This window comes from Streptomyces sp. NPDC058371, from assembly GCF_042723265.1.
Taxonomy (GTDB): domain Bacteria; phylum Actinomycetota; class Actinomycetes; order Streptomycetales; family Streptomycetaceae; genus Streptomyces.
The window spans coordinates 146,153-162,506 of sequence record NZ_JBHXJC010000006.1 but is presented as its reverse complement, the minus strand read 5'-3'; the positions used below and the strand labels follow the sequence as shown (position 1 = coordinate 162,506).

The 16,354-nt window shown below is 70.4% G+C and carries 13 protein-coding genes and 1 pseudogene; 13 read left to right on the top strand and 1 reads right to left on the bottom strand.

Annotated features, from left to right (window positions below):
- The first annotated feature begins 99 nt into the window (after positions 1-99).
- The 6 genes and pseudogenes from ACFWM2_RS20350 to ftsH all read left to right on the top strand — a co-directional run bounded on the left by ACFWM2_RS20350 (position 100) and on the right by ftsH (position 9,829).
- On the top strand, positions 100-1,575 hold the full coding sequence (locus ACFWM2_RS20350; protein WP_383281485.1) for a hypothetical protein: 1,476 nt from the start codon (positions 100-102) through the stop codon (positions 1,573-1,575).
- A gap of 337 nt (positions 1,576-1,912) precedes the next feature.
- The gene (locus ACFWM2_RS20345; RefSeq protein ID WP_383281482.1) at positions 1,913-3,244 is read left to right on the top strand and encodes an ammonium transporter; all 1,332 of its coding nucleotides are present in this window, start codon (positions 1,913-1,915) and stop codon (positions 3,242-3,244) included.
- Positions 3,241-3,579, top strand: coding sequence for a P-II family nitrogen regulator (locus ACFWM2_RS20340; protein WP_054235369.1), 339 nt, complete (start codon positions 3,241-3,243; stop codon positions 3,577-3,579). The genes ACFWM2_RS20345 and ACFWM2_RS20340 overlap by 4 nt, the downstream gene beginning before the upstream one ends.
- 27 nt (positions 3,580-3,606) lie before the next feature.
- Positions 3,607-6,054, top strand: coding sequence for a [protein-PII] uridylyltransferase (locus ACFWM2_RS20335; RefSeq protein ID WP_383281479.1), 2,448 nt, complete (start codon positions 3,607-3,609; stop codon positions 6,052-6,054).
- A gap of 175 nt (positions 6,055-6,229) precedes the next feature.
- The gene (gene ffh, locus ACFWM2_RS20330; protein ID WP_383281476.1) at positions 6,230-7,768 is read left to right on the top strand and encodes a signal recognition particle protein; all 1,539 of its coding nucleotides are present in this window, start codon (positions 6,230-6,232) and stop codon (positions 7,766-7,768) included.
- A 121-nt stretch (positions 7,769-7,889) separates the two neighbouring features.
- A pseudogene (ftsH, locus tag ACFWM2_RS20325) lies at positions 7,890-9,829 on the top strand (ATP-dependent zinc metalloprotease FtsH).
- A 77-nt stretch (positions 9,830-9,906) separates the two neighbouring features.
- Here the strand turns inward: ftsH and ACFWM2_RS20320 are convergent.
- Positions 9,907-10,761 carry an SAM-dependent methyltransferase gene (locus ACFWM2_RS20320; RefSeq protein WP_383281473.1) on the bottom strand — a complete coding sequence of 285 codons (855 nt, stop codon included), beginning with the start codon at positions 10,759-10,761 and terminating at the stop codon, positions 9,907-9,909.
- A gap of 201 nt (positions 10,762-10,962) precedes the next feature.
- Here ACFWM2_RS20320 and proS point away from each other — a divergent pair, with 201 nt between their 5' ends.
- From proS to rplS, 7 genes are all read left to right on the top strand, one after another.
- On the top strand, positions 10,963-12,378 hold the full coding sequence (gene proS / locus ACFWM2_RS20315) for a proline--tRNA ligase (RefSeq protein ID WP_383281470.1): 1,416 nt from the start codon (positions 10,963-10,965) through the stop codon (positions 12,376-12,378).
- Between the two features lie 250 nt (positions 12,379-12,628).
- A complete protein-coding gene (locus tag ACFWM2_RS20310; RefSeq protein ID WP_383281467.1) occupies positions 12,629-13,225 on the top strand; it encodes a hypothetical protein in 597 nt (198 codons plus the stop codon).
- A gap of 330 nt (positions 13,226-13,555) precedes the next feature.
- Positions 13,556-13,984 carry a 30S ribosomal protein S16 gene (gene rpsP / locus ACFWM2_RS20305; protein WP_383281463.1) on the top strand — a complete coding sequence of 143 codons (429 nt, stop codon included), beginning with the start codon at positions 13,556-13,558 and terminating at the stop codon, positions 13,982-13,984.
- Between the two features lie 2 nt (positions 13,985-13,986).
- A complete protein-coding gene (locus tag ACFWM2_RS20300; protein WP_005479813.1) occupies positions 13,987-14,226 on the top strand; it encodes an RNA-binding protein in 240 nt (79 codons plus the stop codon).
- 203 nt (positions 14,227-14,429) lie between these two features.
- On the top strand, positions 14,430-14,993 hold the full coding sequence (gene rimM, locus ACFWM2_RS20295) for a ribosome maturation factor RimM (protein ID WP_383281460.1): 564 nt from the start codon (positions 14,430-14,432) through the stop codon (positions 14,991-14,993).
- Positions 14,993-15,826 carry a tRNA (guanosine(37)-N1)-methyltransferase TrmD gene (gene trmD / locus ACFWM2_RS20290; RefSeq protein WP_383281457.1) on the top strand — a complete coding sequence of 278 codons (834 nt, stop codon included), beginning with the start codon at positions 14,993-14,995 and terminating at the stop codon, positions 15,824-15,826. The genes rimM and trmD overlap by 1 nt, the downstream gene beginning before the upstream one ends.
- 134 nt (positions 15,827-15,960) lie before the next feature.
- Complete coding sequence (rplS, locus tag ACFWM2_RS20285; protein ID WP_383281454.1) at positions 15,961-16,311, top strand: 50S ribosomal protein L19; 351 nt, start codon at positions 15,961-15,963, stop codon at positions 16,309-16,311.
- Positions 16,312-16,354 lie beyond the last annotated feature (43 nt).

The window sequence follows — 16,354 nt, the reverse complement described above, 5'->3', positions numbered from 1 at the left end:
AAGGGTGAGAAGTAGCGGACGGGCGGCTGTATTTACCGGCATTCTGATAGGGCTTGGCGCACTCAGCGTACAAGTGGTCTCAGGGATGGGGGCGTTCCAGTGGGCGGCAACGGCGGAGGCGGGACGAACGCTGACAAGCGCCCCAATGAGCTGTTGGGCTCGTGGTTCGTGCGCAGCGGCTGGTCGAAGGGTGAGCTCGCGCGTCAAGTGAACCGCAGAGCACGCCAGTTGGGCGCCAATCACATTTCCACGGACACCTCGCGCGTCCGTCGCTGGCTGGACGGCGAGAACCCCCGGGAGCCGATTCCGCGGATCCTCTCCGAGCTGTTCTCGGAGCGCTTCGGCTGTGTCGTCGCGGTCGAGGACCTGGGCCTGCGCGCCGCCCACCAGTCACCGTCCGTGTCCGGTGTCGACCTGCCCTGGACCGGCCCGCAGACAGTGGCGCTGATCAGCGAGTTCTCGCGCAGCGACCTGATGCTGGCGCGGCGCGGTTTCCTCGGGAGCTCACTGGCCCTCGCCGCGGGCCCGAGCCTCATCGAGCCGCTGCAGCGCTGGCTCGTGCCCACCCCGTCGGCTCCACGCAGCGAGCCCGAACCGCCCGCCTCCGCCCGCCGCGGCGGCCGGCTCTCCCGGCCCGAGCTGGACCTGCTGGAGTCGACCACGGTGATGTTCCGCCAGTGGGACGCCCAGTGCGGTGGCGGCCTGCGCCGCAAAGCGGTCGTCGGCCAGCTGCACGAGGTGACGGACCTGCTCCAGGAGCCCCAGCCCGACGCCACCAACAAGCGCCTCTTCAAGGTCGCGGCCGAACTGGCCGAGCTGGCCGGCTGGATGAGCTACGACGTGGGGCTCCAGCCCACCGCGCAGAAGTACTTCGTGCTCGCCCTGCACGCCGCCAAGGAAGCGGGCGACAAGCCGCTGGGGTCGTACATCCTGTCCAGCATGAGCCGCCAGATGATCCATCTCGGGCGGCCCGACGACGCGCTGGAACTCATCCACCTCGCCCAGTACGGCAGCCGTGACTGCGCGAGTCCGCGCACCCAGGCCATGCTGTATGCGATGGAGGCGCGCGCCTACGCCAACATGGGGCAGCCCGGAAAGTGCAAGCGGGCCGTCCGGATGGCCGAGGACACCTTCGCCGACGTCCACGAATGGGACGACCCGGACCCCGACTGGGTCCGCTTCTTCTCCGAGGCCGAGCTGCACGGCGAGAACTCCCACTCCTACCGGGACCTCGCCTATGTCGCGGGCCGCAGCCCCACCTACGCGTCCATGGCGGAGCCCGTGATGCAGCGCGCCGTCGACCTCTTCGCCAAGGACACCGAGCACCAGCGTTCGTACGCACTCAACCTCATCGGCATGGCCACGGTGTACTTGCTCCAGCGCGAGCCCGAGCGGAGCGCGATCCTGGCCAAGGAGGCCATGGTGATCGCCAAGAAGGTGCGCTCCGAGCGCGTGAACACTCGTATCCGAAAGACCGTCGACACGGCCGTACGCGATTTCGGCGAACTGGCCGAGGTCGTGGACCTCACCGACCAGCTCGCCGTCGACCTGCCCGAGACCGCCGAGGCGGTCTGACTCCGGGCCGCGCGAGCGGCCCGCCCCAGTACGCCGGCCGCGGCCGGCCGTCCCGAATTGCCCGACTCGGCTCCCCCATGCCAGGTCATCGGACGGCCTGCCGCGGCCGGTTCCTTCTGTCTCAGCAGAAGGTTGCGCCACGATAACGATCGCTCGGCCCGACATCAGGCAGTTCATGGACGCGTAACACGCAAGGTGCCTTCGTCACTGCGGCGAAACATCGAGGGGCGTCGACGGAAACCGTGCTGCGCCAATCTCAGGGCGCATAACCGGCCCACCCCTCATGACCGCTCTGGCTTCGCCCGCACGGGGCCGTACCAACGACGAGGAGACGCCGATGGCACCAGCCATCACGCTCGCCGCAGACAAGTTGTCTGCCGCCAATACGGGCTTCATGCTCATCTGTTCCGCCCTGGTGCTGATCATGACCCCCGGACTGGCCTTCTTCTACGGGGGCATGGTCCGGGTGAAGAGCACCCTGAACATGCTGATGATGAGCTTCATCAGCATGGGGATCGTCACCATCCTGTGGGTGGTGTACGGCTTCTCCCTCGCCTTCGGCACGGACAAGGGGTCGTTCATCGGCTGGACCTCGGACTGGGTCGGCCTCAGCAACATCGGCCTGACGGAGCTGTGGCCCGGCTACACCATCCCGGTCTTCGTCTTCATGGTCTTCCAGTTGATGTTCGCCATCATCACGCCCGCGCTGATCAGCGGTGCTCTGGCGGACCGCGTGAAGTTCACGGCGTGGTCGCTGTTCATCGCGCTGTGGGCCACGGTCGTCTACTTCCCGGTCGCCCACTGGGTCTGGGGCGCCGGCGGCTGGGCCTTCGAACTGGGTGTGATCGACTTCGCCGGTGGTACGGCGGTCCACATCAACGCGGGTGCCGCGGCGCTCGGCGTGATCCTCGTCATCGGCAAGCGCGTCGGATTCAAGAAGGACCCGATGCGTCCGCACAGCCTCCCGCTCGTCATGCTCGGCTCCGGTCTGCTGTGGTTCGGCTGGTTCGGATTCAATGCCGGATCGTGGCTCGGCAACGACGACGGCGTCGGCGCGCTGATGTTCGTCAACACGCAGATCGCCACCGCCGCCGCCATGCTCGCCTGGCTGGCGTACGAGAAGATCCGCCACGGCGCGTTCACCACGCTCGGTGCCGCCTCCGGCGCGGTCGCCGGTCTGGTCGCGATCACCCCGTCCGGCGGTGCGGTCTCCCCGCTCGGCGCGATCGCGGTCGGCGTCATCGCCGGTGTGCTCTGCGCCATGGCCGTGGGCCTGAAGTACAAGCTCGGCTACGACGACTCGCTCGACGTCGTCGGCGTCCACCTCGTCGGTGGTGTCGCCGGCTCCCTGCTCATCGGCTTCTTCGCCAGCGGTAAGGGCCAGTCCACCGTCGAGGGTCTCTTCTACGGCGGCGGTCTCACCCAGTTCTGGAAGCAGTGCGCCGGTGTCTTCGCCGTCCTCGGCTACTCCCTCGTCGTCTCCGCGATCCTCGCCTTCCTCATCGACAAGACCATCGGCATGCGGGTCAGCGAGGACGAGGAGATCGCCGGTATCGACCAGGCCGAGCACGCCGAGACCGCATACGACTTCAGTGGTGCCGGCGGTGGCATCGTCGGCGCGACCGCTTCCGCCCTCGCGGGTACGGAGAGCAAGAAGGTGGACGCATGAAGCTCATCACCGCCGTCGTGAAGCCCCACCGGCTCGACGAGATCAAGGAGGCCCTGCAGGCCTTCGGCGTGCACGGTCTCACGGTCACCGAGGCCAGCGGCTACGGTCGGCAGCGGGGACACACCGAGGTCTACCGTGGAGCCGAGTACACGGTCGACCTCGTCCCCAAGATCCGCATTGAGGTGCTGGCCGAGGACGACGACGCCGAGCAGCTCATCGACGTCGTCGTGAAGGCGGCCCGCACCGGCAAGATCGGTGACGGCAAGGTCTGGTCCATCCCGGTCGAGACGGCCGTCCGGGTCCGGACCGGCGAGCGCGGCCCGGACGCGCTGTAGACAGAAGTAAAGAACAGGAGTTGCTGGGTGACGAGTACGGGCATGCGTTCGGAAGCAGAGGACTCGGGACCCAGCGGCTATGCGGCGGCCCGGCTGCGCCTCCTCCAGGAGGGGGCGCGGTCCGGGCCGCCGCGCCGTGCGGCCCTCGCCGAACTGACGGACGACTGGCTCACCGGCCTCTTCGACGCCGGAGCCGAAGGCCTGCGCGGTGTCTCCCTGGTCGCCGTCGGCGGTTACGGCCGCGGTGAGCTCTCCCCGCGCAGCGACCTCGACCTGCTCCTGCTGCACGACGGCAGCGACTCCGGAGCGGTCGCCGCGCTCGCCGACCGCATCTGGTACCCCGTCTGGGACCTCGGCCTCGCCCTCGACCACTCCGTACGGACGCCCACCGAGGCCCGCAAGACCGCGGGCGACGACCTCAAGGTCCAGCTCGGTCTGCTCGACGCGCGCCACCTCGCCGGCGACCTCGGCCTCACCGCCGGCCTGCGCACCGCCATCCTCGCCGACTGGCGCAACCAGGCGCCGAAACGTCTCCCCGAACTCCAGGAGCTGTGCGCCGAACGGGCCGAGCGCCAGGGCGAGTTGCAGTACCTCCTGGAACCGGACCTGAAGGAGGCCCGGGGCGGCCTCAGGGACGCCACCGCCCTGCGCGCGGTCGCCGCGTCCTGGCTGGCCGACGCGCCCCGCGAGGGACTCACCGACGCCCGGCGCCGGCTGCTGGACGTACGCGACGCCCTGCACCTGGCCACCGGCCGCGCCACCGACCGGCTGGCACTCCAGGAGCAGGACCAGGTCGCCGCCGAGCTGGGTCTGCTCGACGCCGACACCCTGCTGCGCCAGGTGTACGAAGCCGCGCGGGTCATCTCGTACGCCAGTGACGTCACCTGGCGCGAGGTCGGCCGGGTGCTCAAGTCGCGGGCCGTGCGGCCGCGGCTGCGCGCCATGCTCGGCGGCGGCGCCAAGCCCGTCGCGGAGCGCTCCCCGCTCGCCGAAGGTGTGGTCGAGCAGGACGGCGAGGTCGTCCTCGCCCGCGCCGCGCGCCCCGACCGCGACCCGGTGCTGCCGCTGCGCGCCGCCGCCGCGGCCGCCCAGTCCGGCCTCCCGCTCTCGCTGCACGCCGTCCGCCGGATGGCCGCCGGAGCCCGTCCGCTCCCCACGCCCTGGCCCGCGGAAGCCCGCGAACAGCTCGTCACCCTGCTCGGATCAGGCCGCCCGACCATCGAGGTCTGGGAGGCGCTGGAGGCCGAGGGCCTGATCACCCGGCTGCTGCCCGACTGGGAGCGGGTGCGCTGCCGGCCCCAGCGCAACGCCGTGCACATCTGGACCGTCGACCGCCATCTCATCGAGACGGCGGTCCGCGCCTCCGAGCTGGCCCGGCGCGTGGGCCGGCCCGACCTGCTCCTCGTCGCCGCCCTGCTGCACGACATCGGCAAGGGCTGGCCCGGCGACCACTCCGTCGCGGGCGAGATCATCGCCAAGGACGTCGCCGCGCGCATCGGCTTCGACCGCGCGGAGGTCGCCGTCCTCGCCACCCTCGTACGGCACCATCTGCTGCTCATCGAGACGGCCACCCGGCGCGATCTGGAGGACCCGGCCACCGTGCGCTCGGTCGCCGAGGCGGTCGGCTCGCAGGGCACCCTCGAACTGCTGCACGCCCTGACCGAGGCCGACGCCCTGGCCACCGGGCCCGCCGCCTGGTCGACCTGGCGCGGTTCCCTGGTCGCCGATCTGGTGAAGCGGGTTGCGGCCGTGCTCGCCGGGGACGTTCCGGAGGAGCCGGAGGCCGTCGCGCCCACGGCCGAGCAGGAGCGGCTCGCCATCGAGGCGTTCCGCACCAAGGGGCCCGTCCTCGCGCTGCGCGCACAGACCGAGACCCCCGCCGAGGAGCCCGCCGGCGACCCGGAACCGCTGGGAGTGGAACTGCTCATCGCCGTGCCCGACCAGCCCGGCGTGCTCCCCGCCGTGGCCGGCGTGCTCGCCATGCACCGGCTGACCGTGCGCACCGCGGAGCTGCGCGCCCTGGACCTGCCCGACTCCGTCCAGGGCTCCGTGCTGCTGCTCAACTGGCGGGTCGCCGCCGAGTACGGCTCGCTGCCGCAGGCCGCCCGGCTCCGCGCCGACCTCGTCCGCGCCCTCGACGGCTCCCTGGACATCACGGCCCGGCTCGCGGAACGGGACGCCGCCTACCCCCGGCGCCGCGGGTCCGTCGCGCCGCCGCCCCGGGTCACGGTCGCCCCCGCGGCCTCCCGCCACGCCACGGTGATCGAGGTCCGTGCCCATGACGCCCCCGGCCTGCTGCACCGCATCGGCCGGGCCCTGGAGGACGCGCACGTGCGGGTGCGGAGCATGCATGTGTCCACCCTCGGCGCCAACGCCGTGGACGCCTTCTACGTGACCGCGCCGGAGGGTGCGCCGCTGCCGGGCGAGGAGGCGGCCTCGATGGCCCGCTCGCTGGAGGAGACGCTGCGCGGCTGACGCGTACGAGGGCCGCCTCCGGCGGCGCCCGGGTGGCCTACGTACGACGTCCCGGGGGCCGTGGGCGGGGGCGGCCCCAGCCTCGTACGAACGCGGTGGAGACCCCACCGCACGCGGGCAGATACCCTGGAGGGCGATTCCCATCGCCCCCGACCCCTGAGGACAGACGAGCGCCGTGTTCGATACTCTCTCCGATCGCCTCTCAGCGACGTTCAAGAACCTGCGGGGCAAGGGCCGGCTGTCCGAAGCTGACATCGACGCCACCGCGCGCGAGATCCGTATCGCGCTCCTCGAAGCCGATGTGGCCCTGCCGGTCGTGCGGACCTTCATCAAGAACGTCAAGGAGCGCGCCCTCGGCTCCGAGGTCTCGAAGGCGCTGAACCCCGCCCAGCAGGTCCTCAAGATCGTGAACGACGAGCTCGTCACGATCCTCGGCGGCGAGACGCGACGCCTCCGCTTCGCCAAGAACCCGCCCACCGTGCTCATGCTCGCGGGCCTGCAGGGTGCCGGTAAGACGACGCTCGCCGGAAAGCTCGGCAAGTGGCTCAAGGACCAGGGCCACTCCCCGCTGCTCGTCGCCGCCGACCTCCAGCGCCCGAACGCGGTCAACCAGCTCAGCGTCGTCGCCGAGCGCGCGGGCGTCGCCGTCTACGCGCCCGAGCCGGGCAACGGCGTGGGCGACCCGGTCAAGGTCGCCAGGGACTCCATCGAGTTCGCGAAGACGAAGGTCCACGACATCGTGATCGTGGACACCGCGGGCCGCCTGGGTATCGACCAGGAGCTGATGCAGCAGGCCGCGGACATCCGTGACGCGGTCTCGCCGGACGAGATCCTCTTCGTCGTCGACGCGATGATCGGCCAGGACGCGGTCAACACCGCCGAGGCCTTCCGTGACGGCGTCGGCTTCGACGGCGTCGTCCTCTCCAAGCTCGACGGTGACGCCCGCGGTGGTGCGGCCCTGTCGATCGCCTCGGTGACCGGCAAGCCGATCATGTTCGCCTCGAACGGCGAGAAGCTCGGCGACTTCGACGCGTTCCACCCTGACCGGATGGCCTCCCGCATCCTCGACATGGGTGACCTGCTCACCCTGATCGAGCAGGCGGAGAAGACGTTCAGCCAGGAAGAGGCCGCGCAGATGGCCTCCAAGCTGGCGTCCAAGAAGGGCCAGGACTTCACCCTGGACGACTTCCTGGCCCAGATGGAGCAGGTCCGGAAGATGGGCAGCATCAGCAAGCTGCTCGGCATGCTCCCGGGCATGGGCCAGATCAAGGACCAGATCGCCAACCTCGACGAGCGCGACGTCGACCGCACGGCCGCGATCATCAAGTCGATGACCCCGGGCGAGCGCCAGGACGCGACGATCATCAACGGCTCGCGCCGCGCCCGTATCGCCAAGGGCTCGGGTGTCGATGTCAGCGCGGTCAAGGGCCTGGTCGAGCGGTTCTTCGAGGCCCGCAAGATGATGTCCCGCATGGCCCAGGGCGGCGGTATGCCGGGCATGCCCGGCGTCCCGGGCATGGGCGGCGGCCCCGGCCGCGCCAAGAAGAAGCAGAAGCAGGCCAAGGGCAAGCAGCGCTCCGGCAACCCGATGAAGCGCAAGCAGGAGGAAGCCGAGGCCGCGGCCCGCCGCGAGGCCGGCGGCGCTCTCGGTCTGCCCCAGCAGGGCGCCCAGGACTTCGAGCTGCCGGACGAGTTCAAGAAGTTCATGGGCTGACGGCCCACTCCGTAGGAGCGTCCGCGCTCGTACGCCACTGGGGGCGCCCCTTGCCGAAGGGGCGCCCCCAGTGGCATGCGCGCAGCGTGCCGGTGCCCGTTCTCTGTCGTAACGTCCGGATATGAGCAACCCTGTGCCGCCGCGGAAGACGCCTGACCAGCCGTGGCGTACCGAGGGCACGCCGCCGGAGTCGCCGAAGCCACCGCCCAACAAGCGGAACATGCGGGGCGGCTGGTGGAGCCTGATCCTCACCGCCCTGATCGTCTATCTCATCGCCAACCTCGTGCTGTCCTTCTTCAACGAGGGCGACGAGCCGACGATCTCGTACACGGAGTTCAGCAAGCAGGTCGACTCCGGGAACGTCACGAAGATCTACTCCAAGGGCGACGCGATCCAGGGGCAGCTCAAGAACGCCCAGGACAACCCGGAGGGCGACGGGAAGTACACCAAGTTCAAGACCCAGCGCCCGGCCTTCGCGGACGACCAGCTCTGGGAGAACCTGACCAAGCACAACGTCACGGTGACGGCGGAGCCGGTCGTCCAGCACCGCAGCTTCCTGTCCAACCTGCTGATCTCGCTGGCGCCGATGCTGCTGCTCGTCGTCCTGTGGGTCTTCATCGCCCGGCGGATGAGGGCGGGCGGCCTGGGCGGCGCCGGGGGCATGCTCGGCCGGAAGGAACCGCCGAGGCCCGTCGAACTGGAGCCCGGCGCCAAGCGCACGACGTTCGCCGACGTGGCCGGCATCGACGAGGTCGAGGGCGAACTGAACGACGTCGTGGACTTCCTCAAGAACCCCGACGCGTACCGGCGGATGGGCGCGAAGATGCCGCGCGGTGTGCTGCTGGCCGGCCCGCCCGGCACCGGCAAGACGCTGCTCGCGCGGGCGGTGGCGGGGGAGGCGGGCGTCCCGTTCTTCTCGGCCTCGGCCTCCGAGTTCATCGAGATGATCGTGGGCGTGGGCGCCTCCCGGGTCCGGGAGCTGTTCGCGGAGGCCCGCAAAGTGGCCCCCTCGATCATCTTCATCGACGAGATCGACACCATCGGGCGGGCCCGCGCCGGCGGCTCGGGCATGGGCGGCCACGACGAGCGCGAGCAGACGCTGAACCAGATCCTCACCGAGATGGACGGTTTCTCGGGGGCGGAGGGCGTGATCGTCATCGCGGCGACGAACCGCGCCGACATCCTCGACCCGGCCCTCACCCGCCCCGGCCGCTTCGACCGGATCGTCAACGTCTCCCCGCCCGACCGCGGCGGCCGCGAGGCCATCCTGGAGACCACACCAGGGAGATCCCGCTGGCTCCCGACGTGAACCTGGCCCAGGTGGCCCGTACGACACCGGGCATGACGGGTGCCGATCTGGCCAATCTCGCGAACGAGGCCGCCCTCCTCGCGGTCAAGCGCAAGCAGGACCAGGTCACGCAGGGGGACCTCTCCGAGGCCCTGGAGAAGGTGCAACTGGGCGCCGAACGCCCGCTGGTCATGCCCGACGAGGAGCGCCGGCGCACGGCGTACCACGAGAGCGGCCACGCCCTCCTCGGCATGCTGCAGCCCGGCGCCGACCCGGTCCGCAAGATCACCATCGTCCCGCGCGGCCGGGCCCTGGGCGTCACGCTGTCCACCCCGGACGCGGACAAGTACGCGTACACCGAGGAGTATCTGCGCGGCCGCATCATCGGCGCCCTGGGCGGCATGGCGGCCGAACACGTCGTCTACGGGGTCGTCACCACGGGTTCGGAGAACGACCTGGAGCAGGTCACGAGCCTCGCCCGCGGCATGGTGGCCCGCTGGGGCATGAGCGAACGCGTCGGCCGCCTCTCCGCCCTCCCGAGCGACACCCAGCAGGCCTACGGCCTCGCCGCCGCCCCGGCGACCCTCGACTCGATCGACCACGAGATGCGCCGCATCGTCGACGAGTGCTACGAGGAGGCCTGCGACAAACTCCGCAGTCACCGCGGCCAGTTGGACGCCCTGGCCGAGGCCCTCCTGGCCAACGAGACGCTGGAGGAGACGGAGGCCTACCGAATCGCCGGCATCCCACGCTCAAGCCCGTCCGGCGTTTGAGCGCGAGAAGTCAGGTCCGGGGGCGCAGCCCCAGACACGGGACAGGCAGGCGCGGAGGGGGCGAAACTCCCTCGACCTCAGACCGCACGAGCGATCAGGTACCGGAAGACATTGGTCATCCACACGGTCCCGTCCTTGCGGAGGTGCGGATGCAGCGCCTCCTTGAGCTCCTTGTCGACCTGCCCCTGATCCGTCGCGGCGATCGCCGCGTCGAACAACCCGGTCGACAGCAACCCCCGCACCGCGTTCCCGACATCCGCGTACCCGAAGGGACAGGCAACGCGCCCCGACCCGTCGGGCTTCAGCCCGGCCCGTCGCGCGACCTCCTCCAGGTCGTCCCGCTGGGCGGGCCGCCAGCCCACCGCAGCGCGCGCCGGATCCGCCGGCTTGGCGGCGACCCGCAGCACGGAGGACGTGCTGCAACGCTCCGGCGGCCCCCACCCGGCCAGTACGACGGACGCACCGGGCCCGGCGAGCGGCGCCGCCGCCTCCAGCAGGTCCCCGAGCCCCTCCGAGTCCCCGGCCGTGCAGCCGATCGGCTCGAAGGCGGTCACCACGTCGTACGCAGGGGAGCCGGGGCCGGTCAGATCCCCGGGCTCCCCGTGGACGATCCGGGACGCACACGCGCGTGTGCCGCCCGCCTCGGGCAGCATCCGTTCGCGCGCGAGAGCCAGCCGCTCGGGCGCCGACGCGTCGACACCGGTGACGGAGGCACCCCGTGACGCCGCCATGAGAAGGGCGAGCCCCGAGCCGCAGCCGAGCCCCAGCAGGCGTGTCCCACGGCCCACTTCGAGTCGCTCGTAGACGGCTTCGTAGAGCGGGACCAGCATCCGCTCCTGGATCTCGGCCCAGTCACGCGCGCGTGCACACTGGTCCACGCGAGGCGTTCGGCCCGCGTGAGGTAGGTGCTGCCGCACGAGCGTAGGTGTCATCGAAAGCGCCCCAATCCGCCGAGAGTTGCCGCTGCGCCCCGTTGTTTCCATGGCCCCGTGCAGTGCGCTCGCACGCCCCCCGTATGCCAGGAAACTCCGCGCTCGTCGTGGCGTCCAGGGGTTACGGCGCCCGGTTTGTGCGCCGGCTGTGTGCGCCGCGAGAATTCACCTCCCGGCAACATGGCCCCGTACCATCGCGCCATGGCAAAGGCACCCGTTCTCACGCCCCAGGCGGACGACTTCCCCCGCTGGTACCAGGACCTGATCAACAAGGCCGAGCTGGCCGACAACGGCCCGGTGCGCGGCACCATGGTCATCCGGCCGTACGGGTACGGGCTGTGGGAGCGGATGCAGCAGGAGATGGACGCCCGGATCAAGGAAGCCGGCGCCCAGAACGCGTACTTCCCGCTCTTCATCCCGCAGTCGTACCTGACGAGGGAGGCCGAGCACGTCGAGGGCTTCGCGCCCGAGCTGGCGGTCGTCACGCACGGCGGCGGCAAGGAGCTGGAGGAGCCGGTCGTCGTCCGCCCCACCTCGGAGACGATCATCAACGACTACTTCTCCAAGTGGGTGCAGAGCTACCGCGATCTGCCGCTGCTGATCAACCAGTGGGCGAACGTGGTCCGTTGGGAGATGCGCCCCCGCGTGTTCCTCCGTACGACGGAATTCCTCTGGCAGGAGGGCCACACCGCCCACGCCACCTACGAGGACGCCCGGGACTACGCCGCGTACATCCACAAGGACGTGTACGCCGACTTCATGGTCGACATCCTCGGGATCGACGTCGTCCTCGGCCGCAAGACGGCGAGCGAGCGGTTCGCCGGTGCCATCAACACCCTCACGCTCGAAGCCATGATGGGCGACGGCAAGGCCCTCCAGATGGGCACCAGCCACGAGCTCGGCCAGAACTTCGCCAAGGCCTTCCACACCCAGTACCTGTCCAAGGAGGGCAAGCAGGAGTTCGTCTGGCAGACCTCCTGGGGGTCCTCGACCCGCATGGTGGGTGGCCTGATCATGTCGCACGGTGATGACAACGGGTTGCGGGTCCCGCCCCGGCTCGCCGCCGTACAGGCCGTCGTCCTCGCGATCAAGGGCGACGATGCGGTTCTGGCCAAGGTCCGCGAAATCGGCGACCGGCTGAAGGCGGCGGGCGTACGCGTCCACGTGGACGACCGTACGGACACCCCTTTCGGGCGCCGGGCCGTCGACTGGGAGCTCAAGGGCGTCCCCGTACGCATCGAGGTCGGCCCCCGTGACCTGGAGAACGGCACCGCGATGCTGGCCCGCCGCATCCCCGGCGGCAAGGTGCCGGTCGCGATCGACTCGCTCGTGTCCCTGCTCCCCGGTGTCCTCGAGGAGGACCAGGCGCTGCTGCTGCGGCAGTCGCGCGAGCGCCGCGAGTCCCGCACGTCCGACGTCGCCACGATCGACGAGGCCGTCGAGGCGGCCGCAGCCGGCGGCTGGGCCCGCATCCCGTGGGCCGACCTGGGCGAAGAGGGCGAGGCCAGGCTGGCCGAGCACTCCGTGACCGTACGGTGTCTGGTCGCCGAGGACGGGTCGGTCCCCGAGGCCGACGACTCACCCGGTAACGTCGCCGTCGTGGCGCGCGCCTACTAGGTCCTCCCGAGGGCGGCCGAAACGCCCCTTGCGCATCTGATGACGCCAGGTGCCCCGGCGTGCGGACGTCGTCTACGCGCCGGTACGTACGTGTGACTACGTACCGCCTTGGTATGAGCTGTGAGGCTTCTCCGCAGATCAGCGCACCCGCCCTCGTCAGGACGCATCAGCGGCAACTGACGGGTACGTGCAAATTATTTGGGATGCCCCGTAATAGGAACACTGAGGCACCCCGGCTCGTTGTCACGACGTGAGCACGACACCACCTGTTCTCGCCGCAGAGCTGGCAGGGGCGTGGGCCGACATTCAGCGGCACCACCCCGAACTGCCGGATCTTGCCGCGCCCGAATCCCTGATCGGGGAATCGTCGTCCGCCTGCGGACACGAGCTCTCCTTCGAGCGACTGCTTCACGAGGCAGTCCATGGCATCGCCGCCGCGCGCGGAGTCCGCGACACCTCGCGCGCCGGCAGGTACCACAACCGCAGATTCCTCGCGATCGCCGAGGAGCTGGGCCTGGACCACCCGGAGGAGCCGCATCCCAGCAGCGGCTTCTCCCTGGTCACGCTCAACCCCGAGGCGAAGCGCCGTTATCGCCCGACGATCGAGCGGCTGCAGCGCGCCCTCAAGGCGCACACGGTCGCGACGACCGCGGACACCGCCCGCAGCTTCCGGGGCCCGGCCGCCCGGCACGGCTCCTCCGGAGGGGGAGTCCGCGTCAAGGCGGTCTGCGACTGCGGACGCAACGTGCGGGTCGTCCCGTCGGTGCTGGCGCAGGCGCCGATCGTGTGCGGGGGGTGCGGCAAGCCCTTCCGGATCCCCGAGGTGGTCGGCGCGGCGGCCGGCTGACGAGGCGGCTGCTCGTGGCAGCCGCACTCGGCCCCCTCCGTCGCGGTGACAGATCTGCGGCAGCCCCGGGCTGCTCGGCCGGTACTCGGGCGTCACCCGGCGCCGGGTGACGCCGTGCTCGGGTACGGGTGTGGCGTGCGTGCTTCAGGTGCGTGCACGCCCGGGGTCGGGCCACCCGGTCGGGTATGGCAGAATGGACAGCTGTACTCGACAGCCGCACAGGACCCCTCTCTCCTCCGGCTGACGCGTCCATCGGGCACTCGGGTACCGCAACCCCACGCGGCAATCTCGCCGTGCCCAACCACGTCAAGACCAGGAGACACCACTTCCGTGGCAGTCAAGATCAAGCTGAAGCGTCTGGGCAAGATCCGTTCGCCTCACTACCGCATCGTCGTCGCCGACTCCCGTACCCGCCGTGACGGCCGGGCCATCGAGGAGATCGGCCTGTACCACCCGGTGCAGAACCCGTCGCGCATCGAGGTCGACTCGGAGCGTGCGCAGTACTGGCTGGGTGTCGGCGCGCAGCCGACCGAGCCCGTTCTCGCCATTCTGAAGCTCACCGGCGACTGGCAGAAGTACAAGGGCGAGCCCGCCCCGGCTCCGCTGCTCGTGGCCGAGCCGAAGGCGACGCGCCCCTCGTTCGAAGCCCTTGGTGGCGACGACGAGGGCAAGGGTGAGGCCATCACCCAGAAGAAGAAGGCTGAGAAGAAGGACGAGGCCCCGGCCGAGTCCTCTTCGTCTGAGTCGACCGAGGCCTGAGCATGCTCGAGGAGGCTCTCGAGCACCTCGTGAAGGGCATCGTCGACAACCCCGACGACGTGCAGGTCGCTTCGCGTGACCTGCGCCGTGGGCGCGTTCTCGAGGTCCGGGTCCACCCGGACGACCTCGGCAAGGTGATCGGTCGCAACGGCCGAACAGCACGCGCTCTGCGCACTGTCGTGGGCGCCATCGGCGGCCGCGGTGTCCGCGTCGACCTTGTCGACGTGGACCACGTTCGCTGACGTAGCAGACAGCACCGGCTCGGGCCGGGGAGCAGTATCGGGCACGCGGCCGGCGCCGCGTGGCCGAGCTGTCCCCGGCCCGCAGTCGTCTGCGCGTCCGCCGAGGTCCCGCGCCCGCGGTCGTCGGCGCCCGCAGTCCACGATGTAATGCCGGTAGGCATCCGAGGCAATGCCGGTAGGCACACGACAGGAGATCAAGCACAGTGCAGCTGGTAGTCGCTCGCGTCGGCCGCGCCCACGGCATCAAGGGCGAGGTCACGGTCGAGGTCCGTACCGACGAGCCGGAACTCAGGCTCGGGCCGGGCGCCGTCCTGGCCACCGACCCGGCGTCCGCCGGACCGCTGACCATCGAGACGGGCCGTGTGCACAGCGGCCGTCTCCTGCTGCGCTTCGCGGGCGTACGCGACCGGAACGCCGCCGAGGCCCTGCGCAACACCCTGCTCATCGCCGACGTCGACCCGGAGCAGACGCCCGAGGACCCGGACGAGTACTACGACCACCAGCTGATGGACCTGGACGTCGTCACCGCGGACGGCACCGAGGTCGGGCGGATCACGGAGATCTCGCATCTGCCCTCGCAGGACCTGTTCATCGTGGAGCGCTCCGACGGCACCGAGGTGCTGATCCCCTTCGTCGAGGAGATCGTCACCGGGATCGATCTGACGGAGCAGCGGGTGGTCATCGACCCGCCGCCCGGGCTCATCGACGACCGCGCGGAAGTGGCGTCCTCCCGCGACGCCGAGGACACCCCGGGGACCGACGCCTGATGCGGCTCGACGTCGTCACGATCTTCCCCGAGTACCTGGAACCCCTGAACGTCTCGCTCGTCGGCAAGGCACGCGCGCGTGGACAGCTGAATGTGCACGTGCATGATCTTCGGGAGTGGACGTACGACCGCCACAACACGGTCGACGACACCCCGTACGGCGGCGGCCCCGGCATGGTCATGAAGACCGAGCCCTGGGGGGACGCCCTGGACTCCGTCCTCGCCGACGGCTACGAGACGGGCTCGCACGGGCCCGTGCTCGTCGTGCCCACCCCGAGCGGGCGCCCCTTCACCCAGGAACTCGCCGTCGAGCTGTCCGAGCGCCCCTGGCTGGTCTTCACGCCCGCCCGCTACGAGGGCATCGACCGCCGTGTCATCGACGAGTACGCGGCCCGTCTGCCCGTCTACGAGGTGTCCATCGGGGACTACGTCCTGGCCGGCGGCGAGGCGGCCGTCCTCGTCGTCACGGAGGCCGTGGCCCGGCTGCTGCCGGGTGTCCTCGGCAACGCCGAGTCCCACCGGGACGACTCCTTCGCGCCGGGGGCCATGGCCAACCTCCTGGAGGGACCGGTCTTCACCAAGCCGCCCCAGTGGCGTGGCCGCGGGATCCCCGACGTGCTGCTCAGCGGTCACCACGGCAAGATCGCGCGCTGGCGCCGGGACGAGGCACTGCGCCGTACGGCCGCGAACCGGCCGGACCTCATCGAGCGCTGCGACCCTTCCTCGTTCGACAAGAAGGACCGCGAAACGCTCTCCATCCTGGGCTGGGCGCCGGACCCCGAGGGAGCGCAGCACGGCCGATTTTGGCGCAGGCCCGAGGCCGTGGAACAATAGGCTGCTGTTGTACGTCGTCCGGCGTGCGCCCCTGCCACAGGGGGACACGACGCAAGGCCCGACGCGACAGCGCCCCTTCTTGGAAATCTATCTCCCGTTGATGACCTGTGGCATCAGCGAAGAAAGCAGACGAAATGCCCAACCTGCTCGACTCCGTCGACGGTGCGTCCCTGCGTACCGACATCCCGGCCTTCCGCCCGGGTGACACGGTCAACGTCCACGTCCGCGTCATCGAGGGCAACCGCTCCCGTGTGCAGCAGTTCAAGGGCGTAGTCATCCGCCGCCAGGGCGCCGGTGTCCGCGAGACCTTCTCGGTCCGCAAGGTCTCCTTCTCCGTCGGCGTGGAGCGCACCTTCCCGGTGCACACCCCGATCGTCGAGAAGATCGAGCTCGTCACCCGCGGTGACGTGCGTCGCGCGAAGCTTTACTACCTGCGCGACCTGCGCGGCAAGGCCGCGAAGATCAAGGAGAAGCGCGACAACTGAGCGCGCTTCCGGGGTCACAGCGCGGCCGGATAGCATCTGGCCG